This window comes from Shewanella sp. Pdp11 (assembly GCF_002838165.1).
In the GTDB taxonomy this organism is placed as follows: domain Bacteria; phylum Pseudomonadota; class Gammaproteobacteria; order Enterobacterales; family Shewanellaceae; genus Shewanella; species Shewanella hafniensis.
Window position 1 is genome coordinate 2133332 of sequence record NZ_CP015194.1, and the last position, 25496, is coordinate 2158827.

Here is a 25496-nt window from a genome sequence, read left to right on the forward strand (position 1 = left end):
AGGCACCTGTATAAATTCAGTATGAGTTTGTCGTTACGATAAGGATGTTTTGTGAATAAGAATACCGTTTCATGGGCGGGCGCCGCGCTCGCTTTCTTCGCGTTAACCCATGTGATTACCAATAGTATCAATAAGCAAGATGTCGGGCTCTCCCCTGAGCAACGCACGCAGATCGAGAATACTCTGCAAAAATTTGGGCCACAGAGCAAGGCATCTCAATATGGCCAATATGCTCAAGCCGATGATACCAATCTCACTACTGACAACTCCCTCGAGAACGTCCGCCATATTTACAGTAATAAGAGCGCTTTTGCGGCACTTCGGCAGGATGGCAGCGTGGTGACATGGGGCGATCGTCAGTGCGGCGGCGACCATAGCGCAGTGGCGGCTGAATTGGTTAATGTCAAAACTATATTTGCTTCGGATTCTGGGTGTGGTTTTGCAGCATTAACCCAAGACCATCGACTGGTGATTTGGGATATGGGGGATGCACCAGCATTACTTAAAGATAAATTCACGCAAGTGGCAGATTTTGTAATGCGTGATGATCTGTTTGCCGCCATAAAACGAGATGGCAGCGTCATCAGTTGGTCTATCGTGGACGGGTCTTTGGATGAATTAAATCACGGAATTTATTCAGCGCCAGCGTTGAAGAATGTGCAGAGTGTGAGTATCAATGATGCAGCATTTGCTGCGTTACTACAGGATGGCACTGTGGTGACCTGGGGTTCGGCCTATCACGGTGGTAATAGTCAACACCTTGCCGCAAAACTTAAGAATATTAAAGCTGTTTATGCGGCGCCAAGTGCCTTTACTGCCGTGACTCAAAACGGGGAGCTAATGTCTTGGGGGAGCGTCAATGATGGTCAAGAAAGCCAAAGACAACTAGCTAGACTCAGTGAGTTTACGGCAGTTACCAAAGTTGTTCATTCAGTATTTGGTTTTACTGCATTAATGGCCGATGGAAGAGTCTATGCGTGGGGTGAAGGTTTTTTGCCAGAGAGTCGTGTACTTTTTCCGTTAGCCTTAGCGAACTCGCCTGCTAATAGCCAAGAAAAAGTCATTGATATTGTAGCTAATGATGGCGCTTATGCTGCGTTAAAAGCGAATGGCGATGTTGTAGTTTGGGGTCATAAACGCCATGGCGGTAATGCTTCGGCCGTGCAAAACAAGTTGCAACATGTACGCGCACTATATGCGATAGATACGGGGTTTGTTGCGCTGCGAGAGGATGGCACATTAATAGGTTGGCAAGGAGCAGAGGATTTAAGTGGTGAACCTATGATGCAAGAGATTACAGATGTAGTTCAAGTGGTTACGTTAAATCAGAGTTATGCTGCGTTGAAAGCGGATGGCACTGTAGTAGAGGATAGCGTGGGACCTAAGCTAGGGGTCTCTGAGGTTATCGAGCTTATCCCAAGTGTTATGGGATTTACCGCTAAGCGACGTGATGGGAGCCTTTCTGTTTGGCAATTTGGCGGACTGAGTTGGCATGCTAAAAAACAAGATATTGATCTAACCGATGTCATTGAGGTGCGTGGCAACATATCAAACATGATAGCGCTCACTTCTGATGGTAAAGTTTTGACGTGGGATCTGTTAGGGAGTGGCGGTGAAGCTGATGCTGATATGTCATATTAAAACGAGGCTGGAATATTTCATTTCAGCCCGTTGATTCAATCATGTACGCAATTAAGCTTGATTGGCTTTGATTTCCCGCAGATAGCGATAAATGGAATGTACCGAAATCCCCAATCGAGTGGCAGCGACTTGCGCGCTGTCCTTGAGTTCGAAAATCCCTAACTCATGCAATTGATTGACGATTTCGCGGTTCTTCTGTGAAGGAGAAATCCCAGAGTTTGAGCGCACTTCATGGTTGATACTGTCAATCGTGCTATGCAGCGCTTCATCGATATTGCGGGCAAACACCTCGGGCGAGCTGGTCAGTTCGCTGCCAAGGAGTTGCTCTGGCATCATAGTGCGCAGCACAGATTGCAGTGGTGCATCCATGTCGCTGTTAATACACAGCAAACCTATGGGCTGATTTTTACTGTTACGGATCACAGTCGTGATCGATCTTAGCGTCTTACCATTGGCGCATTTCGTTAGGTAAGAGTTAGAAATATCCTGACCTGTCTTGAGTTTAAGCAAGGCAAGGTTGGTTATCGGCGCACCCACTTCACGGCCTGTAACATGGCCATTGGCAATTTTGACCACAGACGGATGTTTCGCATCTAGGCTGTGCAATACCACTTCTGTGTGCTGACCATACATGGCAGCGATGCCATCGACGATATTTTCGACCGATTTCAGAATATCCAGATCACTTTGCGTTAAATCTTGCAGTTTCACAATTTCAACCTTTGGTTATTAACCCGCCGTTATTCAGCGGGTTAAAATCATTATGCCGACATAATATCGATAATAGTGACATCTGTGGATGACATGCCATTGAGGATCATTTTGCCAATGTTTTTAATGGTTTTTTCAACATCGGTTGCAATAATACCTTGGCCGGAGACATTGTGACTACTGAGCGCCATCAAAAATGAGCGCACGGCCGCACTGGATGACGTGCTGACCTTCATGGCGCAGGAAGCTTTAGCACCGTCACACACCATGCCCGAGCTGTCGCTGATCACGTTTTGAATCGCGAAACAGGATTGTTCGAACGAACCTCCCGCCAAATACACCATAGCCATAGAAGCGGCTGCGCTGGTGACTGTATTGCCACAAAATGCCGACAGCGGTGGGTAATGGGACTTGATGTAAATCGCCCCTAGATGGCTCATGATCAAGGCGCGGGCGAGCTGTTCTTCCGAAACCTTATAGCATTGCGCCGTTAATACCACGGGAATAGTCGCGGCTATGCCTTGGTTGCCACTGCCAAGATTACTCATGGCGGGCAAGTTCGCACCGCCCATGCGCGCATCGGAGGCGGCAGCCGTTAACATCACGATTTTATTGAGTAAATCTTCACCAATAATGCCAGCGGCTATGCCACTTTTCATGGTGCGACCGACTTCGAGTCCATAGGGATTCGCCATGCCTTCATCGGATAATTTGCCGTTTAGCTCAGAGGCTTCGAGGATGAATTTGATCTCTTCGAAGGGGACTTCTTGGGCGAAGCGATAAATGGATTCGATAGTGATGTCCACGCCTTCACAGATAGACCCCGTGGCTTTAGCTTGCGTGCTATCGACACTGAAGACGGATTCGCCGTTGAGGCGCTTTTCGGCGATCAGTGTATGGCCGCCGCAGATTTTCACTAGGGCTTCGCGGTCGCCTTTTTTCGCGATGACACAGCAATAGATAAACTCTGCCGTTTCAGTGCGCTCAACTGTGACTTTACCCGCATCAATCAATGCCTGTGCTTTGGTGACTTGCTCCGGCGTGATTACGGCCAATACTTCTAAGCCTGCATCAGGATTGCCAGCAATGGCGCCTGCTGCAGCGGCAATTGCCAGACCGATTTTGCCTGTGCCAGGTACAAACACGCCCATAGAGTTTTTATAAAGATTGTCAGACACTTGTACGGCAATTGAATCGGGTTCAACACCCAGTAAGGCGCGGGCGACGGCGGCGGCGTAAGCAGCGGCGATGGGCTCAGTGCAGCCTAATGCTGGCTTAACGACTTGTTTGATGATGCGAATATACTGCTGCCATTGGGGTTTCATCAGCTTACAACCTTATGTTAATGCTTAAATGTTAACGTGTGCTATGGCTTCAACTTCCACTTTAACGCCTAGTGGAAGATCCTTCACCGCAAAACAGCTACGTGCAGGGCAGTCGGTTTTAAAATAGGTTTTATACACTTCGTTAAAGGCGGCAAAGTCACTGATCTCAGCAAGATAACAAGTGGTTTTGAGAACCGTGTCTAAGCTACCACCGCCCGCTTCAAGCACGTATTTGAGATTATCTAGCGACTGAATCGATTGCGCGGTGATCCCACCTTCAACCACGCCGCCTTTCTCTTTACAAACGGGCAGTTGGCCAGAGGTGAAGATGAGATTGCCGTAGCTCGTACCGTGTGAATAAGGGCCAATGGCCGCGGGAGCACGTTCTGCATGAATAATAGTTTTCATTGTCTCTCCAACTTGCAAATAAAATTGAATGCCTAGGTCGGCGTATGTGCAACATTATTTGTATTTTTATGTTTTATTGCAATTATTTTTTAATGAATTTCATTTGTCACTGCGGTTTGTGCGCTATTTATCTCGTTTTCAGTCAAGTTGTGAGCGTTAACTCTTCGTTCAACAAAAGTTGAGTGTTTTGATTGCTGAGTTTGTTTTGTTCAAATATATTTGCAGAAAATGATAGCAACAAGGTAAAGGTGAAATAATGGATGCAACAATTACTGCTGCACAGTGGAAAGCAGATACCCGCTTCGATAGTACGGATTGGGGCTGGATTATCATGAGTATTGGAATGGCGATTGGCGCGGGGATCGTGTTTTTGCCTGTGCAGGTCGGTTTAATGGGGTTATGGGTGTTTTTACTGTCTGGCATTATTGGCTATCCTGCCATGTATATGTTTCAACGGTTGTTTATCAATACCTTAGCCGAATCGCCTGAGTGTAAGGATTACCCGAGTGTGATTTCGGGTTACTTAGGTAAAAACTGGGGCATGCTGTTGGGCGGCTTGTACTTCATCATGCTGGTCATTTGGGTGTTCGTTTATTCAACGGCCATTACAAACGACAGTGCTTCATTTTTGCAAAGTTTTGGGGTCACCAAAGCGTTATTGTCAGAAAATCCTTTTTATGGTTTAGCCTTAATCTGCGGCTTAGTTGCCTTAGCCTCCCGCGGTGAAAATCTACTGTTTAAGATCTCCACTTTTATGGTGCTGACTAAGCTGGGTGTTGTGGCTGTGTTAGGGTTATTGATGGTGGATAAGTGGGATATCAATAATATTGGCGCTATCCCAGCAACGGGTGATTGGTTAAAAGATGCGGTCGTTATGCTGCCTTTTACGCTGACATCGATTCTGTTTATTCAAAGCTTAAGCCCTATGGTGATTTCATACCGTTCACGGGAAAAATCTTTAGCCGTGGCGCGCTTTAAAGCGATGCGCGCGATGAATATTGCCTTTGGCGTCTTGTTTGTCGTGGTGTTCTTTTATGCCGTATCATTCACGCTCGCTATGGGTCACGAACAAGCGGTGCGCGCATCGGAAGAAAATATCTCGGCCTTGGCCATGGTCGCCCAAGGTATGCAGGGGCAAACGCTGAAATTACTGAGTCTGACACTGAACATTTTTGCCGTCATGACGGCTTACTTTGGCGTGTATCTTGGTTTCAGAGAAGCTTGCCAAGGGCTAACCATGAATATGCTGCGTCGGTTTATGCCTGAAGATCGCATCAACAAAAAGCTTGTCGGTTACGGCATCATGATTTTCACGATTCTACTGTCGTGGGGCGCGATTGTATTGAATGCGCCAGTGCTAAGTTTTACGTCCATTTGCAGTCCAATCTTTGGTTTAGTGGGTTGTTTAATTCCCGCTTATTTAGTGTATCAAGTCCCCGCACTGCATAAGTACAAGGGCATGTCGCTGTATATCATTATCATCACGGGTTTATTACTGTGTGTATCACCTTTCTTGGCGTTTAGTTAGCAAGGTTAAAATGGGGGGAAGTTAAGCTTTGATGCATAAAAACCGGTATTGAGTTACTCAATACCGGTTTTTTGCGGGGAAAACGACCTTAGACAATTATATCAAGCCATCATTTCAAGCAATCATGACAAGCCATGATCCCAAGCAATCATCATAAGTCGTCCTCAAAGTTTAAATTGTGAGGTGGCGTTTTTCAGTTCATCGGCAAAATCGACTAATCCCTCAGAAACATTGCGAACCTGCGACAGAATTTGCAATGTCTGTTCGAATGAAGCGTTCATATTGACGACGTTATCGACCACTTGAGAAGCAACCGAGGCTTGCTCTTCCGTTGCCGAGGCAATGTGGGTATTCATACTATTGATACTGACAATCTGCTGCTGAATCGATTTCAATGCACTGCCCGTATTTTGGGCATTGGTTTCATTTTCTGATGATTTAGACATGGCCACATTCATGGTACTAACCGAAGAAATAGCCGCCGTTTTAAGGTTTTGCAACACATGACGAATTTCTGTGGTTGCATCTGCGGTTTTAGAGGCGAGGGCACGGACTTCATCCGCTACCACGGCAAAGCCCCGTCCTTGCTCACCCGCGCGGGCAGCTTCGATAGCGGCGTTCAGTGCCAACAGGTTAGTTTGCTCAGCAATCGAGGTAATCACATTTAAGATAGAGGTGACATTTTCAGTGTCTCTGGCAAGTTCATTAATCGAGTTAGAAGCGGCCTGAATCCCCGTATTTAATTCCTGTGAAATATCGATAGTCCGTTGGACGACTGTCATACCTTGCATGGCTTCTTTTTCGGCGATCTGGGCAGCACTGGCGGCTTGGCGCGCATTTTGCGAAATTTCGATGACGGAGTGGCGCATGTCTTCCATTGAAACTTGCACAGCACTGGCATCATGGCTTTGTCTCTGGGTTGCATGCGTTGCATCTTCCATTCGCTGTTTGAGTGAGTGCGAGCTTGCAAGCAAGGGATCGGTAACATTCACTACTCTACGAATCGAATCACCGAGTAACCCAAGGAATCGATTGAAGTTACTCGATACTTGGCCGAGTTCATCGCTACCTGATACGTTAAGTTTATGGCTAAGATCACCCTTACCATCGGCGAGCTCACTCAATGACTGGGCAACATTACGGGCAGAAGAGCTAATGGCGCGTGCAATGGCGATAGTGACAATAAACATCACGATCAGCAAAGCGATACCTATGGAGAGGGTGAGCCATAAACTTTGCTCCGATCTGTCACCCGCTTCTTTTATTGATTGTTTGAATTCGAGTACTTTGTCTTGTTTGTAGTTTTGTATTTCATTGAGTACGGCTTCATAGGCTTGGGATTTTTCTTGGCTGATTTGGCCAATATTTGCCATATCAATCGTACCTGCCAGCATGCCTTTAGCTAGCTTAATCGTCATGTCGTTATAACGGGTTAATTTCGCCGATAGATTGTTGAGTTGATTGGCTTGTGAGGGATCGACCTTGTCTAACTGTTGGAGGTTTTTGCGTAAAGATTCGTACATAGTACCTGCGTTGGTTAACAGGTCTTCGTCGGCAAAAGAAACGGATTGAGTATAAAGCTCATCGAGTCGTTGGATAAAAAACACGTTTTGATTGGCGAGTTCAACCCTTTGGTAAACTTGCTGCTCCATATAGTTAAGAGTGGTGCGATTTTTATTTATGGAGATAACACTAATGCTTAAGTTTAAAGCGAAAATGATGACTGCTAAAATAAATATCGCGATAACTTTTTTAAAAATAGAAATGTTATTAAATAAATTCATCCCTTGCCCCCAAGTTGTGCCGAGCTAAAGCCCGGCACTCCAATCTAAAACTCGGCAATAACTTTTACCGAATCATTGGCCTCACTACTATCAATATAGCCAATAATATTAGGGTTAGATGCAACTAATTTTATCATCTCCGCCCCACTACTGACTTCCTTGGGTGGCGTTCCTTTGCCCGTAAACACTTTCTGTGACCAATATGACTTAAGTTGGCTGGATGACTTGCCCAGTACTTTAGTGTCAAATGTCTCCCTTAAGGGCATAGCGCTGTCAAGATTGACTGGTACTGCTTGGGCTCCTCCGGGGAAGGTCTTTGTTTTTCCTAAATAAATATTCTCGATTGATTTTTGATCTATTGCATCCGCATTACTGGGATTCACTATGACGACTACGCCAGCAAATAATGGCATTGAGACTAAACTGAGTAGGATTGAGCAAAGTAATTTTTTCATATCTCTCCTAAAATACTAAATCAATACCAAGACTGATGGATTTAGAATCCCCCGCAATTTTCAAGCCTGGGCCACCGTCATCTTTAACATCATCATATTGAATTTTAAAGGCTGCCGAGGGATGGAAATCCCAACGTATTCCTACTGAACTCGTATGGTGCACTTCGAGATTTTTACCTTCATTGAAGTCCGAATAGGAAATGTATGGCATTACTGAATTGATACGGTAGCCGAAAGTGAGCAAGTAAGTATCTAGATTACTCCCATCGAGATCTAAACGGTTCAGCTCAGATAAAAAAAGGAAATTCTCATAATCTACGTTAACTGACAGGCCATAAAACTTGCCTGAACGTTGGGTGCTGCCATTCCATTCCTGCTGAATTCCACCAATATAACGTTCATTCGTGTATTGCATATGTGTTAGGCGAATATCTAACCAATCTTTGTTGAATTGAACAACAATACCGCCTATGTCCTTCCACACTTCTCGGGTATTTTCGAGGAAGAAAAAGTCAGATAACAGTTTATTGGGTTCACTATCTTCGCTACCGTAATAGACTTGCCCTGACATGGTCCAGTCGCCAATTAAATAGTTATATAGCGCGCTAACACCTGTGTAGTTAAATATTTGCCATGTGTAGTTATCTGCGGGTGGACGTATCCAAGGATAGGCATATCCAACATCAAAGAAATCACTGTAATAGTAGAGCGGAAGGCGTTTTTTACCGCCTTGTACTGTCCAGTGGTCATTAATCACATAGGATAAATAAGCCCATTCAAAACTTGCTGAAAAATCATCGGCACCGCGTGAAACGACCTGTGCAGTGGCTGATAAACCTTCGAGTAAATCCGCAGAAAATTGGATACCAAATAAGGTATCCGGTTTAAAGCTAATATCTTCATCGTAGGCACCAACGAGTGGATAGTCGGCGAGAAAGGTGGGACCTAAATCAAACTCAGCAACGCCAGAACCTTCGAGAACTTGACCAGCGACTACTGAGGCAAAGCCTGAAATGTTCACTTCTGCGTAAGCGGTGGAGCTGAGTAAGAGTGAGCAAAGACCTAATGAAAACTTATGTTTCATAAAAAAGCCCTTTAAAGTGAGGTATATTCGTTTTTAAGCCTAGAACAGGTGTGAATTTACGCAAACTTTCGTGGAACATTTCTGCAACATAGTGGTCTAAGTCACGTTTCGTAATTTGAATTCTGTTTCATTTTTTGCAGATAAAATGGTGTAGAGCATATTTTGTAAATACAGTTCGGCCATGCGAATGACTCATTTTTTAAATGAGAAATTTGTACGTTGGCATTATAAATAACTGGGAATTATCTCCCTCATAAATATTAACATTCGACTAATGTTGATATTTTTGCGGTGAGATTATAGATGTAATACGAGTGATACTTGTTTTAGTCTTCTAAAATTGCTCTTCCAAGAAAAGTCGACATTTATCCCATTTTCACGAGTACGTAAGCGCCGCGGCATATTTTACTGCGTCTTTTTCTCCGATTTACTGTCTTTGTACTGTATGGTGAGCAGCCTAAATAGGGCTTGATTGCTGCATAGGGCTATAGAACCTATAATCTTGCTCTGTGATGTTGAGTTCTCTTCTTTCTAATATGATCCAATAAAAGGAATGCCATAATGCAAAGACGCAATTTTTTAAAAAGTGCGGCTATTTTGTCGACTGCGGGTTTTATCGCGCCAGTACTGGCATCTTCCTCTAAATCGAGTGTCGTTGAACCTAGCTCAAGCAATGGACGCCGCCGTTTTATCTTAACAAACACTTACCATCTTGTTGCTCCTGAAGGCTCTGAGGGCGTGGTTAACTTGTGGATCCCTTTGCCTGAAGACACACAATTCCAACGGGTCAGTAAGCTGAATTTCACCGGCAGTTTTAAAGATGCCTATATCAGCTCAAACAACAGTTATGGCGCTAAAACTCTGTTTGCGACTTGGCCAGATGCCAAAGCCAGCATGGCTATTACAGTTGAGTTAGATATTGAAACCTTAGATTGGGAACCGCTTAAGAGCGGCGCTTTGACTCACTATCGCACGCCAACACACATCCACTATCCTGCGGATGTAGAACGTTATTTACTGCCGACTAAACATATGCCGATTAACGGTATTGTGAAGCAAACGGCGGATAAAATCGTCGGTAGCGAAACTGAGCCACTGAAACAAGCGCGACTGATTTACCTTTGGGTTAGCGCCAATATGTTCCGCGACAATAGTGTGATTGGCTGTGGTACAGGCGATGTGGCCAGCATATTAGAAAGTGGTAAGTTAGGCGGCAAGTGTACCGACATTAACTCGGTATTTGTGGCGCTAATGCGCGCTGTGGGTATCCCTGCCCGTGAAATGTTTGGCATTCGCTTAGGTCAGGCTATCAAGATGGGTCATTATTCTAAAAAGGCCTTTGGTAGCGCCGATGAAAAAGGGCTTGCCGATGTCAGTGGTGGTCAACATTGCCGCGCTATGTTCTATTTAGTGGGTTATGGTTGGTTGCCCGCCGATCCTGCCGATGTGACTAAAATGCGTTTAACGGAGAAAAAAGAACACAGCGATCCTGAGGTTCAGGCGGTGAATGATTACCTCTTTGGTAACTGGGAAATGAACTGGGTTGGCTTTAACTATGGCCGCGACTTTGATTTATTCCCTGAAGCCGAGCAGACACCACTGAATAACTTTGGCTACCCTTATGCCGAAGTCGATGGCGATCCCGTGAATTATTATGAACCAAAAGTATTTGCCTATGACTACCAGTCAACCGAACAACGCTAAGGGACTCTTAGCGACTATGGTCGCCGCAGTGGTTGCTGCGGTTGCCTCAAGCCTATGCTGTATCGCCCCGCTTATTTATCTGGTGTTCGGAGTGTCGGCCGCGAGCCTGTCGGGGATTGAGCAGCTGAGCTGGCTGCAAGTGCCCATGTTGATTCTGTCGACTGGGCTTATCCTGATGGGATTTTGGCGGCTCTATTTTGCTAAAAAACCACTGTGTACTGCGACGTTGAGTCGTACTCAGATGCTGTGGCTGTACTGGTTAACAGTGCCTATTGTGTTGGCATTCCAGTTATATCCTTTTGTATTACCTTGGTTATTAGAGGTGCTTGAATGAAATTAGTGTTATTTCTTGCCTTGAGTTTGTGCTCTGCGCCCACTTGGGCGGCAAACGTGCTGGTTACCTTAGATGTAAAGGGCATGACATGTCCGCTGTGTGTCACTGTCGTGAATAAAGCCCTGCGTAAAACCGATGGGGTGATTAAGGCCAAGGCTTCGTTGAAAACCGAACAGGCAATAGTGACTGTGCCAGAGGATTTTAATCTTGATAATTTGCTTAAGGCCGTTGATGAAACGGGTTACAAGGGCAGTATTAACAAGATAGAGAAACAAGCTTAAGCGTCTTGGCCTAACATGGCTTTATTAGCTGTAATACACCTCGGGATCGACTCTGCGCTGCCTCTCTTCATTTTTCTCTGAAGACTCCTTAATCAGGTCCATCTTTTGCGCTTGTAGTAACTCTAGTTGCTTGGTTTTTTCTTCTTCAGACAGGCTTTCATCGTTGGCAATTTTTTCCATTTCAGCCTCTAACTGTTTCAGTTTTTCCCTATCGATACCTGTACGCTTATCAAGGATCGCCTGCATGGCTTCAGCCAATTTGTCGGTGCTTTTATCTGACTCAGGTTTGCCAGCAATGGCTTGCACATTCCCCGTATAGCCTTGTTTGGCGTTAGCTGCGAGATGGCTATAGGTATCGGCTGTCGCGACAGGCGCAGATGAGGAGAGGGTGACAGTATCTTGGCTAACAGCGGGACCCGTTAATGCAATCGAAGTGGCATCATTAGCTTGATTACTCTGGCTTGATTTGAGTTGCGTGAGTGCCAAATTTGCATAGGGATTGGTATAGCTGTTGGGGTTGATTGTGCTCATGTCCGATTCCTTTTGGTATGGCCCAGTAGTTGTGATTAAGTCCTTTAGCCACCTTTGGCCTTAATACGGCACGATTAAATGGTGCTAATGGTCGTTTCAACTAATTTAATGATGACGCTGTATTTTATAAGCAAGTTAGGGGCCAACTCAGGCTAATTTGGCGCTTATGTTGGGTTATTCTGTGATTGATTTACCTGAAGTCATGCTCGAGTGAGGCTTTTAAAAAATATTTATACAAAAACTTGATCCTTGTACAACTATGGTCCGTAATTAAAAGCATAGTGATACAAGGAGTCGACTTATGTACAAGTTTAACCCGCAGCGAATTCAGATTGGGATCAGTGCTTGCTTATTAGGGGAGAAGGTTCGTTTTGATGGCGGACATAAAAATTCTACCTATTGTAATCAAGAAATTAAGCAATTTTTTGATTATGTGCCTATCTGTCCGGAAATGGCGATTGGCCTAGGTGCGCCCCGTAAAAGTATTCGTCTAGTTCGTGATGGTGAAACCATCTTAGTTCAGAGCGGTGACGGTAGCTTAGATGTGACCGATAAGCTCAATGAATACAGCGAAAACAAGGTTGAAGAGCTTGATTTCCTTGGCGGATATTTGCTTTGCGCTAAGTCGCCAACCTGCGGCATGGAGCGGGTAACAGAATACAAAATTGGCACTAACAATGGCTCTAAGTCGGGGATTGGTGTGTTCGCCCGCAAGTTGATGGAGAGATATCCATTATTGCCCGTGGAAGAAGAAGGCCGCTTGCATGACATGGTGCTGCGGGAGAACTTTTTCACCCGCGTTTATGCTTACCACGATTGGCACCTGATGAAGTATGAAGGGCTGACTAAGCATAAGTTAGTCAAGTTTCATTCCCGCTATAAATACCTGTTAATGGCGCATAGCCCTACATGGTATCGCGAGCTTGGGCCGATAGTGGCCAATATTGAGGATCTTGAACAAAGCGCAACCCGTTACTTTGAAGGCTTTATGACGGCGCTGAAAATCAATGCGACCCGTAAAAATCATACCAGTACGCTGCAGCATATTCAGGGCTACTTTAAAAAGCATTTGAGCAAAGAGCAAAAGACAGAACTGTCTGAAGCAATTATGAAATATCGCCAAGGTCTATTGCCTCTGTTAGTGCCTATCACGCTTATCAACCATTATCTGCGGGAATTCCCAACGCCTTACATTGAAGAGCAAGTGTATCTAAATCCTCATCCAGAGGCGTTGAAGCTGCGCTATGCCTATTAGCATTGGCTTTGTCGTACTGCGAAGTTTTAGCTTTGAATTGAGTGAGTTATTGCTGAAATATGAAACAAGATACCCAGTCTATGACTAACGATGAACCCGATGATGGCGTGTTACTCCCCATAGGTGAAGTCTCGCTACTCACGGGCGTAAATGCCGTGACCTTAAGGGCATGGCAGCGCCGTTTTGGTTTAGTGATCCCTGCGCGTACGCCTAAGGGACACAGATTATATACGAGTGAAAATATCCAAGAAATCCATGAAATTAATGCATGGTTAGCTAAAGGCGTTGCGATCAGCAAGGTTAAACCTTTGTTGATGAGTGCCGCCAAATTATCAAGTGAAATGATTGAATCCCAAGTTGTCGATCTGTGCGACGAGCAAATAACAGCCTTGAATACGGCAGTATTCGACTTCAATCAGCATAAGTTGCAGCAGATATTAGACGATGCATTCGGCTTATATCCTTTTCAATTAGTAAAAGAAAAGTTACTGCAACCTTGGCTCAATCAACTCGATGACTTAGTTGATGAGCGGCTCGATGCCGAATTGATTGTCGCTTGGTTAAAAAGCGAATTACTCAGCCGCGTGGGCGGGCGCTATGTCTTTGGTGGGCAAGCCATTGCGGCGCGAATGGCTGTGGTGCAGTTATCACGCGGCGCGGCCACGCCGCCTAATTCTGCCCGTACTAAAAGCTTGTTTTCTTTGCTGCTATCGCTCGAGTTAGCGTCGCTTCGAGTATCGGTAATCGACCTAGGTGAGCAGGCCATAGGCAGTTTACCGCTACTGCAGGGCAGGCTTAACGTCGATGCGCTTTTGCTTATGCCTGATCCAAATCATTCGGGTTCTGAGCAGGCTGAAATGCTCTCAGTATTGGCACAAATGAATTTCCCCTGTCGATTTGTTGGCCCCTTTGCGCCGACCTTGACTTTCTTATCGGCTTTCTGGGCGCCTTTGATGACAGACTTGATTGGACAAATGGCGTCTCGATCAGTGGGGAAGACTAACAGAAGTCACAAAGGCAAAGGGAAAAGCGAGCAGGGCAATAGTGGAGAAAACAATGACATCAGTTAACGATTCAATGCCAGTAGATTCAATGCGAATAGAAGTGCAGGGCAATAATGCACTGATGTGGTTTCGCCAAGATTTACGCCTTGCCGATAATCAGGCATTAACCGCCGCTTGCGATTGGGCGCGGGCGAATGGCGTGGCACTTAAGGCGATTTATATCGCTACGCCAACCCAGTGGCAACGCCATGATGTGGCGCCCATTCAGTTAGATTTTATCGAACGTCACATTAATTTACTTGCCCAAGGGCTGGCGAGTTTGGGGATTGCATTCGAATTAATTCAGTTAGATACCTTTGCCGATGTGCCAGCGTTTATCAGTGATTACTGCCAGCAACAGGGGATTGACCGCGTGTTTGCCGGCAGTGAGCCTGAGATTAACGAGCAACAGCGCGACCAAGCCTGTATTCAGGCGGGGATTCCTCTGGTGCTAACCGATGAGCATTGTTTGCTAAAGCCGGGCACAGTGCTGAATTTATCTGGCGACATGTACAAGGTTTTCACTCCTTTTAGCCGTAAGTGGCGAGAAATTGCCGCTCGCCATGCCATTTTGCCGCTTCCAGTTCCGGCGCCGCTTGGACCTGTGTTGACCGAGCCAAAGCCGCATTTGTTTAACCATGTCACTAAAGTATCGAGTGAACTTTGGGCTGCGGGAGAAGGGCAGGCAAAGCGTTTGCTTTCTGCATTTATCCAACAAAAAGTGCAGGATTATAAGCAAGATAGGGATTTCCCTGCCATCGATGGTACTAGCACAATTTCACCCTATTTAGCCATTGGCGTCGTTAGCCCAAGACAATGCGTTGCCGCGTTGCTGCATCACTTCCCCGAGGTGATTGTCGACGATACTAGCCCTGCTCGCACTTGGTTAAATGAGCTTACCTGGCGTGAGTTCTATCGACATTTGCTGGTGGCATTTCCCGACTTATCTAAGAATCATAATTTCAATCGTCAAGCCGACTATGTGCAGTGGCGCAACAATCCGCAGGAGTTTGCCGCTTGGTGTGAAGGCCGTACTGGCTATCCGATTGTGGATGCGGCTATGCGCCAACTCAATCAAACGGGTTGGATGCACAACCGTTTGCGTATGGTGGTGGCGAGTTTCCTGACTAAACATCTACTGATTGATTGGCGTTGGGGCGAGCGTTATTTCCGCCAAAAGCTCATCGATGGTGATTTAGCCGCGAATAATGGCGGCTGGCAATGGTCCGCCGGTTGTGGCTGCGATGCTCAGCCTTATTTCCGAATTTTTAATCCTATAAGCCAGAGTGAAAAGTTTGATCCAGATGGCAGCTTCATCCGTAAATACTTACCAGAGCTCGCATCTCGGGGAATTAAGCAATTACATCAACCCAGTACAGCGCAGACACCGTCCTTGTTTGAACAGCCGTTATTCAACACTCAAACGGCTTATCCAAGTGCGATTGTCGAGCATAGTGCAGCAAGAGCAAGGGCATTAACCGTATTAGGCGTATTGAAAAAGGCCGCGGCCCAATAAATAGGATCAGGAGCAATAACCAGATGACAAACCAAGCGACGACTGAGACTAATACGCTTGTTGATGATTTTATTCAGCTTTATCAAGCCTTGAATAAAGATAACTTGCATTTGTTGGGGCAAGTTTACGACGACAGTATTAGCTTTACCGATCCTATGCACCAAATCACAGGGCTTGCGTCGTTAACTCAGTACTTCGCGAAGTTATACAAGAATGTTAAGCATATTCAGTTTGAGATCAAAGAAGTGCAGCAGGATGCAAATCAAGCCGCGCTGTTTTGGCAGATGGAGTATTGCCACCCTAAGTTGAATAAAGGCGAACTTATCCGTGTTGACGGCATGAGCCAACTTAAGTTCAACGACAAGATTTATTTTCACAGGGATTACTTCGACTTAGGGCAAATGTTGTACGAGCATTTGCCTTGCATGGGCGGGCTTATCCGTTTGCTTAAAGACAGGGCGGCAAAATAATGAGCGCTGTTAAGCCGATGAAAATAAATACCGTGCTGATTACGGGGGCAAGCTCAGGCATTGGGCTGCAACTGGCTCAGGATTATTTAGCCTTAGGTTGGCACGTCATTGCCTGTGGTCGATCGCAAGAAAGATTAGAGGCGTTAGCCTTAAATGAACTCGTTGGCGCCACCTTGTTTATTTTCGATATAGCTAAGCGCGACCAAGTTCAACAAGCTGGCAACGATTTAGCTGAGCTGTTGGCGAAAACCGATTGTCAGCTCGATTTAGTGATTTTGAACGCGGGCAGCTGTGAGTACATAGACGATGCAAAGGCTTTTGATGATGTGTTATTCGAGCGCGTCGTCCATACCAATTTAATTGCGATGGGATATTGCCTCGGCGCATTTTTACCTTTAATGCCAAGGGGTTCACGTATTGGTTTAATGAGTTCCAGCGCTATTTATTTACCTTTCCCTCGTGCGCAAGCCTACGGCGCCTCTAAAGCTGGCGTGCAGTATCTCGCTTCGAGTCTCGCGCTCGACCTTGCCAAGAACGACATAGGTGTGAGCTTGATTTGCCCTGGCTTTGTGGCGACGCCACTGACCGCAAAAAATGATTTTTCTATGCCAATGCAAGTGAGTGTGCAAACCGCTTCTAAGGCAATCCGCAATGGGCTTAAAGGTGGCAAGCGTGAGATCCATTTTCCGCGACGCTTTACTTATCTATTGAAATTGATGTCGTTTTTACCTGCCTTTGTCTGGCAAAAAATGATTGCAAACGATACTCAAGCCAAGCCGCTTAAGGACAAGAGTTTATGAAAAATATCGCCATCGTCGGCACCGGCATTTCTGGATTAACCTGTGGCCATCTATTAAGTGAGTCGCACAGGGTTACAGTGTTTGAGGCCAATGACTATATCGGCGGCCACACGGCGACAGTCGATGTGGAGCACCAAGGCCAAACCTACGCCATAGACACAGGTTTTATCGTGTTTAATGACAGAACCTATCCACGATTTGAACGTTTATTAGCTCGCCTTAATGTCACCATATTACCGACTGAGATGAGTTTTAGCGTGCACAATGCGCTGACTGGGCTTGAATACAACGGCCACAATTTAGCGAGTTTGTTTGCCCAAAAGCGTAACCTCCTGAATCCACGCTTTTGGGCCTTTTTAAAAGAAATTTTGCGCTTCAATAAAGGCTGTAAGGCACTCTATCAACAGGATATTTATCCCGAAGGTAACTTAGGTGATTATTTAGACAATGAACACTTCTCACCATTTTTCGCTGAACATTACATTTTGCCCATGGGTGCGGCGATTTGGTCTTCGAGCATAGAAGATATGCGCGCGTTTTCGTTGAAGTTTTTTATTCGTTTCTTCCAGCACCATGGTTTATTAAATGTCAGTGATAGGCCCCAGTGGTATGTGCTAAAAGGCGGCTCGCGCAGCTATATTCCAGATCTTATTGCGCCCTTTAAAGACAATATTCGCCTAAACTCCCCCGTGACAGGTATTGAACGCCATGGTAATGGGGTGAAGTTACAAGTCCACGGTGAATGGTTGGAATTTGATGAGGTGATTTTAGCCTGCCATAGCGATCAAGCACTGCGGATGTTAAACGACCCCACGCCAACAGAACGCGCCATTTTAGGCGACCTTAGCTACCAGAATAACGATGTGGTGCTGCACACGGATACCAGCATCTTACCAAAGCGAAAAGTGGCTTGGGCGAGTTGGAATTATCGGCTTGACGGCAATCTAAAACGTCCAGCGTCAGTAACTTACAACATGAACATACTGCAGCAGTTGCCAGCCTCCGCGCCGACATTTTGTGTCACTTTAAATCAGTCTGAGTTGATTGATGAGGCGAAAGTAATACGCCGCTTCAATTATGCCCACCCAGTGTTTAACGAAGCTAGCCTTAAGGCGCAGGGCCGCCGTGAGGAAATATCCGGGCAAAATCATACCCATTTTGCTGGAGCTTATTGGCACAATGGTTTCCATGAAGATGGTGTTCGCAGTGCACTGGATGTATGCGCCCATTTTGGTGTCAGCCTATGACCGATGTAAATGTGACAAGCTTAAATATGGCAGAACTCAATAGCGGCATTTATTACGGCACTGTATCTCACAGCCGTTTTACGCCGATTAAACACAGCTTTAGTTATGCCATGGCGCTGCTGGCGATAGACTTAGATGAAGTCGATAGGATCAGTGCCATGGGGCGAATTTTTGCCAGTCAGCGCCGCGCTTTACTGAGATTTAATCCGAAAGACTATTTAACGTCTTTTACGACTAAATCCAATAACAGCGGTGAAGTGGCAGTTGCCGATCCGAGCGCCGCGGCACTTAAGAGTCGAGTGCTGGCGCAAGTGGCCGAGTTAGGTGCTGATAAGCAGTGTAACCGAGTTCTGTTTGTGGGTCAGATCCGTCATTTTGGCGTGTATTTCAGCCCAGTAAATTTCTATTTTTGTTATCAAGATAAAACGCCTTTATACATGTTGGCCGAGGTGAGTAACACGCCTTGGGATCAACGCCATTGCTATTTAGTAGATGTAGCCGCGCCCAAACCTTCTGACAAAGTGTTTCACGTTTCCCCCTTTATGACCCTTGATATGCGTTATCTATGGCATGTGGCTGCGCCGAGTGAAGACTTAAATATTGGTATTGAAAACAAGTCGATGCAAGAGAATGGTAAAAAACTGTTTAATGCCAATCTAATGATGAAACGCCAACCGATCACGGCGGCCAATTTACGGACGCTTTTATTTCGCTTTCCTTTTATGACTCTCAAGATCTTCTTCGGGATTTATTGGCAAGCGCTGAAACTCTTTTTCAAACGTGTGCCCTTTGTGCCGCATCCAGCTCAGATGGAGAAATAACATGGAAAATACTGCTTCGCAAACCTCAGTCGCCACAGGGAAACTGCCCGACAGTATTGCGCGTAAAGTCTTGCTCAAGGCGCTGGAAAGTCTGCCCCACGGTTGCTTGACCTTAGTTGAGGGCGATAAGAGTTATCGTTTTGGTGAGAGTCATACCGATTTACATGCCACGCTTGTGGTTAAACACCCCAGTTTTTATCGTCAAATAATGCTTTCAGGCTCTATTGGTGCGGGAGAAGGTTATATTCAAGGCCATTGGACGAGCCCAGATCTCACCAAAGTCGTGCAACTGTTTGCCCGCAATTTAGCCTTGCTTGATAGGATTGAAGCTAAGTTTTCTTGGTTAACCGGCACGATAAACCGCGTGAAGCATGTGTTGAATCGTAACTCGCAGGAGGGCTCGAAGCGCAACATTCTGGCCCACTACGATTTGGGTAATGCCATGTACGAGCAATTCCTCGACCGTGAAATGTTGTACTCGAGTGCGCTTTATCCCCATGAGGAAGCCAGTTTGCAGGAAGCCCAGCTGTTTAAGCTGATGACTATCTGCGAGCGCCTCGATTTACAGCCAGGTCAAACCTTGCTTGAGATTGGTACTGGCTGGGGCGCACTGGCTATTTATGCGGCCAAGCACTATGGCGTGCACGTGACAACGACGACGATTTCAGATGCGCAATACGCCTATGCCAAAGCGCGCGTTGAAAGCGAAGGCCTGAGCGATAAAGTGACACTGCTGACCGAGGATTATCGCAATCTGACGGGTGAATACGACAGGGTTGTTTCTATCGAGATGATTGAAGCAGTAGGGCATGAATATTTACCGGGTTTCTTTAAAAAGCTGGAATCACTGTTAAAACCCCATGGGCGCATGCTGCTACAGGCGATAACGATTGCCGATCAACGTTACGACAGCTATCGCAAAAGTGTGGATTTTATTCAGCGCTATATTTTCCCCGGTGGCTGTTTACCTTCTGTCAGTCAAATGGTCGGTCATATTGCCAAACAGACGGATATGGTGGTCTGGTCGCTCAATGATATGGGGCTCGATTACGCTAAAACGCTGAGGCATTGGCATGAGAATTTCGATCATGCCGTGGGTGAAATCCAAACCTTAGGTTATGGCGAAGACTTTATCCGCATGTGGAAATTCTACCTAAGTTATTGTGAAGGTGGATTTTTAGAACGCACCACAAGCACAGTACATTTAGTTGCCGTACGTCCGGACTATCGTGTTCTAGGCAATAGTCAGCCTAGCCAGGCTGTTCCTGCGGCAATCCGGCTAGATTAGCCGTTGAGAGTAGTTCGTTTAGGTGCATCCGTTTAAATGAAATTTTCGCTGTAGTTGTAGCAAGATAAAAGTGAGGCAAAGATGAAGTCAATGTTAGCTAACTCTCGGCATCTGCCTAAACATCAGGGTTTTATTCTCTATAACGCCCTGAGTTTTCAGGCTGTGTGGTGGTCAAGTGTGCTTTGGCTTAACTTGTCACTGCTGCTAACTATACCTTTATTATTGCTTCACTTTATCCTGTTGTCCTCGTCGGGTAAGGGCCAATATCGCCAAGTGGATTTACGATTAATTCTCAAGGTTGCCGCCCTAGGGATCGGCATTGACACTGTGCTGTCGGTTTTAGGCCTGTTCGAGTTTGCTGCCTTCCCTTGGTGGCTTGGCTGTTTATGGCTGCACTTTGGCTTGAGTTTAAATCATAGCTTAGCGTTTATGCGACCCTTACCGCTGATATTGCAGGCGTTACTCGGAGGAATATTTGGCACGTTAAGCTATGTCGCGGGCGCGCAGTTTAATGCGGTGACTTTGCCCTACGGCAATGTCATTTCTGCTGTGGTGTTATTTTTTGTTTGGCTAGTCTTGCTGCCATTTTTAATCCAACTTGCTAATCCCTATGGATTTAATCGAAGCACTAAGGCTCGCTCTTTTACTGTGTTTGGACGTTAATTATTGAAATCTAGGAATTGAGTCCGGTTAAGTCATTTTTAGTCAATAGGTGTTGTAAGACATCATGCAGTCAAAGGGGATCCTATGTCGTCAGTTAGTAATCGCAGCTCAAATCTTGGTTTTTCATTTTTGAATTCAAGCTGCTTAAGTTTATTGGCGCTCAGTTTATTGACCGCACCTCTAAAAGCATTAGAGGCGAAAACGCCAGATTTTGAAAACATTACTATCGAGCTGAATGATGCCGCCGATGTGACGCAGACTTTTCAGGAAGTAGGGCGCGGAGAAATGGATTGGCTGTGGTTTAGTTTGTATAAGGCGAGACTGATGACGGTAAATGGCCGTTATCAACAGGGGCAATATCCTCTGCTGCTAGATATTGAATATTATCGAGATATAGAGTCTGAAGATCTGTTAGAAGCGACAAAGGATCAATGGCAGCATCTAGCGTTTGCTGAAAATGATATCCAGCGTTGGTTGAGTTTATTAACCGCCACTTGGCCTGATGTGAAGCAGGGCGACCATTTAAGTTTTAAGGTTATGGATGGGCAAACGAGCCAGTTTTTCTTTAATCATCAACCACTCGATATTATCCACGATGCTAATTTTGCTGAGGCATTTTTAGCGATTTGGTTATCGGAAGACACTAGCCGTCCGAGTTTACGGGCGCAATTACTCGGAGAAAAACCATGCGATTGTTAACACGACTTATCGGTCAAAAGTTATTGTTAGGCCTAATAATGATAGGGCTTTTATCGAGTTGTTCATCGGTGGAAGTGACAGACTATAAAGATTCTCATCCGACACTGGTGTTGGAATCATTCTTTAATGGGCCATTAAAAGCGTCTGGGATAGTACATGATTTTAGTGGCAAAGTGATCCGCAAATTCAATGTCACTATGGAAGCCAGTTGGCAGGGAAACGAGGGCGTCATTCATGAATGGTTTGTTTATGATGATGGCGAAAGTCAAACCCGAGTATGGCGCATTAAAGCACTCGGCGAAGGGCGATACTCGGGAACTGCAGGCGACATTATTGGCATCGCTGATGGTCAATCCAGTGGTAGTGCATTACGTTGGAAATACGATATGCTATTGCTCGTCGATGGTGAGGAATACCAAGTGCATTTCGACGATTGGATGTTCTTAGTGAATGATAATACCATTATAAATCAGAGTGATATTATTAAGTTTGGCATCACAGTGGCTAAAGTCACTTTAGTTATTCAAAAATAGTCTCAGCAATTTTTAGTTAAGTTAGCTTAACTATGTTTGTGCTTGCTTGTCATGGATTCACTCTGTTGATTAAGGCTTAAGTTGGCTTAAACAGTATAGCTTGGCTAATAATCACTTTTTGTCTGCACTAAAGTATCTAACTTAAACCAAAGTGTCAGCTAGGCACTTTTGCTAGCGGCATAAAGTGATAAATATGATAGTTACTTATATGTAACTCATTGTTTATTATTTTAATTATTCCAAGTTTAAGTTGGTGTAGATAAATGATTAAAAAACACTTAGTTCTATGGTGTGCCTTGTTGAGTTTGTCGTTAACTGCTTGTTCATCCTTTGACGTTGTGTTTGAGGAACAAGCTGAAACAAAAGCTGACCCTCATCAACCTGCCAGCGATCCTATGGTGCAAGATAATGAACGCCGTATTCGAGATGCGAGGGCAGATGGTCGTTTAGAATCCGATTTTTTAAAACCTAGGTACCCGGTTAAGTTTAAATAAGAAGAGTGCTTTAGGGACGTCCTGCAACCTCAATACTTAGCCTTCAACAAGCATTGTGGGTTAAGTATTGAGGTTGCTAGGGAAAAGGGCGAAGAGCTAACCTGCTTGACGACTGTTATCTATCGATTTTTTGTCATAATATTCAAACGGAAATACATTACGGATCCTTTGCTTCACATTGTCACTCACGTTGGCAGAAATATGTAAGCGTACATCTCCTGATTTTTCAGCCCTAACAGTACAGGTCAGTTTTTCAGCTTTAGCAATGTGGCGGCATTCCCGCTCGAAGCGCTCTGGGATTTTGCCTTTATGCTGAGTCATGCGGCCATCTTTAAAATGCATTTCAAAAATAGTTAGACCTTTCTTGCCACCAAATATGAGTTTGTAAACGAGAAAAATACCAATAGCGACAAAAATGAGTTTGAAAATATTGGCTGTCATAACGCCCCCTATCTTATGTTTATAGGACAAAGATACTCCTGAGCGACTTGTTTTAACAGTGCGCTAACACGCAATTTTGAATTGGCAATAAAATCAATCCAGCCTAGACTTAACTGGCGAAGGAAAAGTAATCCCTCAGTTAAGGAAAACGCCATGTACTTATCAAATGCAGATCGTTGGTCATTATTGTGTAAGAAGCAAATTGATGTAATTGAAAAACTTTCTACACAATTTCCCGAGAGAAAAGCACATCTTAGTGAACTCACTCAAGGGTGGCGCCATGTTCAACATCAAGTTCAAGCCGGTGATAGGCCTATGCCACTCGAGCTAATCAAATAAGTGCGAGCAGCTTGATCTGATAGTTTGTATAAGAGCCTAAAGTCACTCAATGAGTGGCTTTTTTATTGTGTGAGTATTGATGTTCTGTTTATGCAATTTATCGAGTACTTGAGTAAGGTGCGGGTCGCTAGTGAGTACTTTTAGGCCAAGCAAAACGCAAGCTGCTGGTGTTGACGTGAGTCAGTGGTGCTTTGCACTGAACACTTCGAATTTCAGATACAAAAAAACCACTCGTTTGAGTGGTTTCGTTGTTTATATGGTGCCGGCACCAAGAGTCGAACTCGGGACCTACTGATTACAAGTCAGTTGCTCTACCAACTGAGCTATGCCGGCTAAATTGTGGTGCCCGAACCCGGAATCGAACCAGGGACACGAGGATTTTCAATCCTCTGCTCTACCGACTGAGCTATTCGGGCAACTAACTAAGCGTTAGTTAACTACTTCAAACTAAGTCGTAAAGACCTTGTTCGTTCGAAGTGCGCGTATAATATAGTGCTCGCTTTGGCTGTGCAAGCCCTTTTTAAATGACTGATTAACTATTAAACAAAAATCGAACATTTATTTGATTCTTCCACTTTTCTCATATTGAGTCGCTGAAAGTTTCAGCATTTTAGTGACGTTAGTGCTTCCTTTGGATTGATAAGGTTAATTTCAGTACTCGTTTAATCTGTGTTTTAAGAAAGAACATTAACGCTTAAGGCATGCAATGTATGCGAAGGGGAGGGCAATATCGTCTGATGATGAAGTTTAGTGAGTGTCACGGTACTTTTATCGACAGCAGATTTTGGTAGATAAGTTTGTCTGTAATTATGATGTTGAACTGGCATGAGTTGAAGGGCCAAAAGTCAGTCTCAAAACCAACCGGTATTATCGAGAGTAAGTCAGTTGCGCTTTGTACTAAACACTTCAAATTTCAGATACAAATTTCAAATACAAAAAACAGATACAAAAAAGCCACTCGTTTGAGTGGCTTCGTTGTTTATATGGTGCCGGCACCAAGAGTCGAACTCGGGACCTACTGATTACAAGTCAGTTGCTCTACCAACTGAGCTATGCCGGCTAAATTATTACTGCAAAATAATGGTGCCCGAACCCGGAATCGAACCAGGGACACGAGGATTTTCAATCCTCTGCTCTACCGACTGAGCTATTCGGGCAACTAAACTAAGCGTTAGTTAACTACTTTGAACTCGTTGGCTGAGCCGTCTCGTTCGAAGTGCGGCTATATTAGCTAGGGAGTTTCACCTCTGCAAGTGCTTTTTCCCAATAAATAACTCGTTCGGCGGTTTAATGTGCATCTTGCTTGTTTTTTATCTCTTATTCAGCGGATTCAGGTCAATTTCATTCGTTGACTGTAGTTTTCAAGTCAGAAGGATACTGATGTTTACTATAGATTTATGCTCATAAATCCTAGTTTCCTGCTTACTTTCTAAAATTTAGAAAGATATGAGCGATTTTTACTGATTTTAGTTTTTAAAATTAGACTTATGATAATGAATATTATTTCATGGATGGCATGAAGAAAGCGCGAGTACGGAGTTACAGTATGTTTCGAAATAGTAAGTTTGCCTATGGGATAACCGCAATTGTGACTCATTGGCTGAGTGCGATCGTCGTCATTGGGTTGTTTGCGGTAGGTGTGTGGATGGTGGAGTTAACCTACTACAGCGCGTGGTACAAGACAGCGCCACATCTACATAAGAGCGTCGGGATTTTACTCTTGGCAGTGACGTTATTCCGCTTGTTGTGGCGCTTAGTGAATCCTAAGCCCGTACCAGAGGCGAATCATAAGCCTTGGGAGAGGCTGGCTGCTCATATTGCGCATTTAGCTATTTATGTATTGCTGCTGGTGATCATGTGTGCCGGCATTCTTATTTCAACGGCAGAAGGCCGTGGAATTATGGTGTTTGACTGGTTTGAACTACCAGGATTTGGACCTTTTTTTGAAAACCAAGCTGATATAGCAGGCGATATCCACCAATACGCAGCTTATAGCTTAATCGCACTCGTGGTAATCCACGCTGCAGGTGCGTTAAAGCATCACTTTATCGATAAAGACGCAACTTTACTCAAAATGATTAAATTTAATCGAGGATAATAC

The 25496-nt window shown here is 44.9% G+C and carries 27 protein-coding genes and 4 tRNA genes; 19 read left to right on the top strand and 12 right to left on the bottom strand.

Annotated features, from left to right (window positions below):
• Positions 1-51: 51 nt before the first annotated feature.
• Entirely contained in the window at positions 52-1641 is a 1590-nt protein-coding gene (locus AYJ58_RS09415; protein WP_106649897.1) for a hypothetical protein, read from the top strand.
• 51 nt (positions 1642-1692) lie between these two features.
• Here the strand turns inward: AYJ58_RS09415 and AYJ58_RS09420 are convergent, their stop codons facing one another.
• From AYJ58_RS09420 to AYJ58_RS09430, 3 genes are read right to left on the bottom strand one after another with little or no spacing between them, the layout of a single operon-like run.
• Complete coding sequence (locus AYJ58_RS09420; RefSeq protein WP_106649898.1) at positions 1693-2352, bottom strand: helix-turn-helix transcriptional regulator; 660 nt, start codon at positions 2350-2352, stop codon at positions 1693-1695.
• A 50-nt stretch (positions 2353-2402) separates the two neighbouring features.
• Positions 2403-3677 (bottom strand): L-cysteine desulfidase family protein, encoded by a 1275-nt coding sequence (locus AYJ58_RS09425; RefSeq protein ID WP_106649899.1) that lies wholly within the window; start codon positions 3675-3677, stop codon positions 2403-2405.
• 24 nt (positions 3678-3701) lie between these two features.
• Positions 3702-4085 (bottom strand): RidA family protein, encoded by a 384-nt coding sequence (locus tag AYJ58_RS09430; protein WP_106649900.1) that lies wholly within the window; start codon positions 4083-4085, stop codon positions 3702-3704.
• Positions 4086-4341: 256 nt separating this feature from the next.
• On the opposite strand from AYJ58_RS09430, the gene AYJ58_RS09435 reads away from it, so the two are divergent.
• Positions 4342-5613: an amino acid permease gene (locus tag AYJ58_RS09435; protein WP_106649901.1), complete on the top strand. Its 1272-nt coding sequence runs from the start codon at positions 4342-4344 to the stop codon at positions 5611-5613.
• 164 nt (positions 5614-5777) lie between these two features.
• Here AYJ58_RS09435 and AYJ58_RS09440 read toward each other — a convergent pair whose 3' ends face one another.
• Genes AYJ58_RS09440 through AYJ58_RS09450 form a run of 3 tightly spaced genes read right to left on the bottom strand, consistent with a single transcriptional unit; the run spans position 5778 to position 8936 of the window.
• Complete coding sequence (locus AYJ58_RS09440) at positions 5778-7397, bottom strand: methyl-accepting chemotaxis protein (RefSeq protein ID WP_106649902.1); 1620 nt, start codon at positions 7395-7397, stop codon at positions 5778-5780.
• A gap of 44 nt (positions 7398-7441) precedes the next feature.
• The gene (locus AYJ58_RS09445; protein ID WP_106649903.1) at positions 7442-7852 is read right to left on the bottom strand and encodes a phosphate ABC transporter substrate-binding protein; all 411 of its coding nucleotides are present in this window, start codon (positions 7850-7852) and stop codon (positions 7442-7444) included.
• Between the two features lie 7 nt (positions 7853-7859).
• The gene (locus tag AYJ58_RS09450; protein WP_106649904.1) at positions 7860-8936 is read right to left on the bottom strand and encodes a porin; all 1077 of its coding nucleotides are present in this window, start codon (positions 8934-8936) and stop codon (positions 7860-7862) included.
• Positions 8937-9497: 561 nt separating this feature from the next.
• Between AYJ58_RS09450 and AYJ58_RS09455 the strand changes: the two genes are divergently transcribed.
• The 3 genes from AYJ58_RS09455 to AYJ58_RS09465 are packed head-to-tail and all read left to right on the top strand — an operon-like array spanning position 9498 to position 11255.
• Positions 9498-10640: a transglutaminase-like domain-containing protein gene (locus AYJ58_RS09455; protein WP_106649905.1), complete on the top strand. Its 1143-nt coding sequence runs from the start codon at positions 9498-9500 to the stop codon at positions 10638-10640.
• 16 nt (positions 10641-10656) lie between these two features.
• The gene (locus AYJ58_RS09460) at positions 10657-10974 is read left to right on the top strand and encodes a hypothetical protein (protein WP_310796077.1); all 318 of its coding nucleotides are present in this window, start codon (positions 10657-10659) and stop codon (positions 10972-10974) included.
• Positions 10971-11255 carry a heavy-metal-associated domain-containing protein gene (locus AYJ58_RS09465; RefSeq protein WP_106649907.1) on the top strand — a complete coding sequence of 95 codons (285 nt, stop codon included), beginning with the start codon at positions 10971-10973 and terminating at the stop codon, positions 11253-11255. Before AYJ58_RS09460 ends, AYJ58_RS09465 begins: the two co-directional genes overlap by 4 nt.
• 24 nt (positions 11256-11279) lie before the next feature.
• Here AYJ58_RS09465 and AYJ58_RS09470 read toward each other — a convergent pair whose 3' ends face one another.
• A complete protein-coding gene (locus AYJ58_RS09470; protein WP_106649908.1) occupies positions 11280-11786 on the bottom strand; it encodes a hypothetical protein in 507 nt (168 codons plus the stop codon).
• Positions 11787-12087: 301 nt separating this feature from the next.
• Here AYJ58_RS09470 and AYJ58_RS09475 point away from each other — a divergent pair, with 301 nt between their 5' ends.
• The 12 genes from AYJ58_RS09475 to AYJ58_RS09530 all read left to right on the top strand — a co-directional run bounded on the left by AYJ58_RS09475 (position 12088) and on the right by AYJ58_RS09530 (position 22615).
• A complete protein-coding gene (locus AYJ58_RS09475) occupies positions 12088-13041 on the top strand; it encodes a YbgA family protein (RefSeq protein WP_106649909.1) in 954 nt (317 codons plus the stop codon).
• A gap of 59 nt (positions 13042-13100) precedes the next feature.
• Positions 13101-14111, top strand: coding sequence for a MerR family transcriptional regulator (locus AYJ58_RS09480; protein ID WP_106649910.1), 1011 nt, complete (start codon positions 13101-13103; stop codon positions 14109-14111).
• Positions 14098-15600 (top strand): deoxyribodipyrimidine photo-lyase, encoded by a 1503-nt coding sequence (gene phrB / locus AYJ58_RS09485; RefSeq protein ID WP_106649911.1) that lies wholly within the window; start codon positions 14098-14100, stop codon positions 15598-15600. The genes AYJ58_RS09480 and phrB overlap by 14 nt, the downstream gene beginning before the upstream one ends.
• A gap of 23 nt (positions 15601-15623) precedes the next feature.
• Entirely contained in the window at positions 15624-16070 is a 447-nt protein-coding gene (locus tag AYJ58_RS09490; RefSeq protein ID WP_106649912.1) for a nuclear transport factor 2 family protein, read from the top strand.
• Positions 16070-16870, top strand: a complete 801-nt coding sequence (locus tag AYJ58_RS09495) for an SDR family NAD(P)-dependent oxidoreductase (protein ID WP_106649913.1) — start codon at positions 16070-16072, stop codon at positions 16868-16870. The genes AYJ58_RS09490 and AYJ58_RS09495 overlap by 1 nt, the downstream gene beginning before the upstream one ends.
• On the top strand, positions 16867-18117 hold the full coding sequence (locus AYJ58_RS09500) for an NAD(P)/FAD-dependent oxidoreductase (RefSeq protein WP_106649914.1): 1251 nt from the start codon (positions 16867-16869) through the stop codon (positions 18115-18117). Before AYJ58_RS09495 ends, AYJ58_RS09500 begins: the two co-directional genes overlap by 4 nt.
• On the top strand, positions 18114-18938 hold the full coding sequence (locus tag AYJ58_RS09505; RefSeq protein ID WP_198555647.1) for a DUF1365 domain-containing protein: 825 nt from the start codon (positions 18114-18116) through the stop codon (positions 18936-18938). Before AYJ58_RS09500 ends, AYJ58_RS09505 begins: the two co-directional genes overlap by 4 nt.
• Before the next feature lies 1 nt (position 18939).
• Positions 18940-20226 carry an SAM-dependent methyltransferase gene (locus AYJ58_RS09510; protein ID WP_106649915.1) on the top strand — a complete coding sequence of 429 codons (1287 nt, stop codon included), beginning with the start codon at positions 18940-18942 and terminating at the stop codon, positions 20224-20226.
• A gap of 81 nt (positions 20227-20307) precedes the next feature.
• Positions 20308-20889 (top strand): DUF2878 domain-containing protein, encoded by a 582-nt coding sequence (locus tag AYJ58_RS09515; protein WP_071938295.1) that lies wholly within the window; start codon positions 20308-20310, stop codon positions 20887-20889.
• An 84-nt stretch (positions 20890-20973) separates the two neighbouring features.
• Entirely contained in the window at positions 20974-21588 is a 615-nt protein-coding gene (locus AYJ58_RS09520) for a chalcone isomerase family protein (protein ID WP_106649916.1), read from the top strand.
• Positions 21576-22121, top strand: coding sequence for a DUF3833 domain-containing protein (locus tag AYJ58_RS09525; protein ID WP_106649917.1), 546 nt, complete (start codon positions 21576-21578; stop codon positions 22119-22121). Before AYJ58_RS09520 ends, AYJ58_RS09525 begins: the two co-directional genes overlap by 13 nt.
• A 263-nt stretch (positions 22122-22384) precedes the next feature.
• Positions 22385-22615, top strand: coding sequence for a hypothetical protein (locus tag AYJ58_RS09530; RefSeq protein ID WP_106649918.1), 231 nt, complete (start codon positions 22385-22387; stop codon positions 22613-22615).
• A 96-nt stretch (positions 22616-22711) separates the two neighbouring features.
• Here the strand turns inward: AYJ58_RS09530 and AYJ58_RS09535 are convergent, their stop codons facing one another.
• Entirely contained in the window at positions 22712-23056 is a 345-nt protein-coding gene (locus AYJ58_RS09535; protein ID WP_106649919.1) for a DUF3634 family protein, read from the bottom strand.
• 153 nt (positions 23057-23209) lie between these two features.
• On the opposite strand from AYJ58_RS09535, the gene AYJ58_RS09540 reads away from it, so the two are divergent.
• The gene (locus tag AYJ58_RS09540) at positions 23210-23395 is read left to right on the top strand and encodes a hypothetical protein (RefSeq protein WP_106649920.1); all 186 of its coding nucleotides are present in this window, start codon (positions 23210-23212) and stop codon (positions 23393-23395) included.
• Between the two features lie 257 nt (positions 23396-23652).
• Here AYJ58_RS09540 and AYJ58_RS09545 read toward each other — a convergent pair.
• The 4 genes from AYJ58_RS09545 to AYJ58_RS09565 all read right to left on the bottom strand — a co-directional run bounded on the left by AYJ58_RS09545 (position 23653) and on the right by AYJ58_RS09565 (position 24552).
• Positions 23653-23728 (bottom strand) — tRNA-Thr (locus AYJ58_RS09545).
• 7 nt (positions 23729-23735) lie between these two features.
• Positions 23736-23811: transfer RNA gene (locus AYJ58_RS09550), tRNA-Phe, on the bottom strand.
• Between the two features lie 568 nt (positions 23812-24379).
• Positions 24380-24455 (bottom strand) — tRNA-Thr (locus AYJ58_RS09560).
• 21 nt (positions 24456-24476) lie between these two features.
• Positions 24477-24552, bottom strand: a tRNA-Phe gene (locus AYJ58_RS09565).
• 389 nt (positions 24553-24941) lie between these two features.
• On the opposite strand from AYJ58_RS09565, the gene AYJ58_RS09570 reads away from it, so the two are divergent.
• Positions 24942-25493 (top strand): cytochrome b, encoded by a 552-nt coding sequence (locus AYJ58_RS09570; protein WP_106649921.1) that lies wholly within the window; start codon positions 24942-24944, stop codon positions 25491-25493.
• Positions 25494-25496: the final 3 nt, after the last annotated feature.

Coding starts and splice junctions, on each gene's coding strand:
- AYJ58_RS09460 (WP_310796077.1), top strand. CDS start 10,657: ATGGTCGCCGCAGTGGTTGCTGCGGTTGCCTCAAGCCTATGCTGTATC.
- AYJ58_RS09525 (WP_106649917.1), top strand. CDS start 21,576: ATGCGATTGTTAACACGACTTATCGGTCAAAAGTTATTGTTAGGCCTA.
- AYJ58_RS09475 (WP_106649909.1), top strand. CDS start 12,088: ATGTACAAGTTTAACCCGCAGCGAATTCAGATTGGGATCAGTGCTTGC.
- AYJ58_RS09535 (WP_106649919.1), bottom strand. CDS start 23,056: ATGACAGCCAATATTTTCAAACTCATTTTTGTCGCTATTGGTATTTTT.
- AYJ58_RS09530 (WP_106649918.1), top strand. CDS start 22,385: ATGATTAAAAAACACTTAGTTCTATGGTGTGCCTTGTTGAGTTTGTCG.
- AYJ58_RS09515 (WP_071938295.1), top strand. CDS start 20,308: ATGAAGTCAATGTTAGCTAACTCTCGGCATCTGCCTAAACATCAGGGT.
- AYJ58_RS09520 (WP_106649916.1), top strand. CDS start 20,974: ATGTCGTCAGTTAGTAATCGCAGCTCAAATCTTGGTTTTTCATTTTTG.
- AYJ58_RS09570 (WP_106649921.1), top strand. CDS start 24,942: ATGTTTCGAAATAGTAAGTTTGCCTATGGGATAACCGCAATTGTGACT.
- AYJ58_RS09480 (WP_106649910.1), top strand. CDS start 13,101: ATGAAACAAGATACCCAGTCTATGACTAACGATGAACCCGATGATGGC.
- AYJ58_RS09440 (WP_106649902.1), bottom strand. CDS start 7,397: ATGAATTTATTTAATAACATTTCTATTTTTAAAAAAGTTATCGCGATA.
- AYJ58_RS09495 (WP_106649913.1), top strand. CDS start 16,070: ATGAGCGCTGTTAAGCCGATGAAAATAAATACCGTGCTGATTACGGGG.
- AYJ58_RS09540 (WP_106649920.1), top strand. CDS start 23,210: ATGTACTTATCAAATGCAGATCGTTGGTCATTATTGTGTAAGAAGCAA.
- AYJ58_RS09465 (WP_106649907.1), top strand. CDS start 10,971: ATGAAATTAGTGTTATTTCTTGCCTTGAGTTTGTGCTCTGCGCCCACT.
- AYJ58_RS09510 (WP_106649915.1), top strand. CDS start 18,940: ATGGAAAATACTGCTTCGCAAACCTCAGTCGCCACAGGGAAACTGCCC.
- AYJ58_RS09445 (WP_106649903.1), bottom strand. CDS start 7,852: ATGAAAAAATTACTTTGCTCAATCCTACTCAGTTTAGTCTCAATGCCA.
- phrB (WP_106649911.1), top strand. CDS start 14,098: ATGACATCAGTTAACGATTCAATGCCAGTAGATTCAATGCGAATAGAA.
- AYJ58_RS09455 (WP_106649905.1), top strand. CDS start 9,498: ATGCAAAGACGCAATTTTTTAAAAAGTGCGGCTATTTTGTCGACTGCG.
- AYJ58_RS09500 (WP_106649914.1), top strand. CDS start 16,867: ATGAAAAATATCGCCATCGTCGGCACCGGCATTTCTGGATTAACCTGT.
- AYJ58_RS09450 (WP_106649904.1), bottom strand. CDS start 8,936: ATGAAACATAAGTTTTCATTAGGTCTTTGCTCACTCTTACTCAGCTCC.
- AYJ58_RS09435 (WP_106649901.1), top strand. CDS start 4,342: ATGGATGCAACAATTACTGCTGCACAGTGGAAAGCAGATACCCGCTTC.
- AYJ58_RS09470 (WP_106649908.1), bottom strand. CDS start 11,786: ATGAGCACAATCAACCCCAACAGCTATACCAATCCCTATGCAAATTTG.
- AYJ58_RS09505 (WP_198555647.1), top strand. CDS start 18,114: ATGACCGATGTAAATGTGACAAGCTTAAATATGGCAGAACTCAATAGC.
- AYJ58_RS09490 (WP_106649912.1), top strand. CDS start 15,624: ATGACAAACCAAGCGACGACTGAGACTAATACGCTTGTTGATGATTTT.
- AYJ58_RS09425 (WP_106649899.1), bottom strand. CDS start 3,677: ATGAAACCCCAATGGCAGCAGTATATTCGCATCATCAAACAAGTCGTT.
- AYJ58_RS09430 (WP_106649900.1), bottom strand. CDS start 4,085: ATGAAAACTATTATTCATGCAGAACGTGCTCCCGCGGCCATTGGCCCT.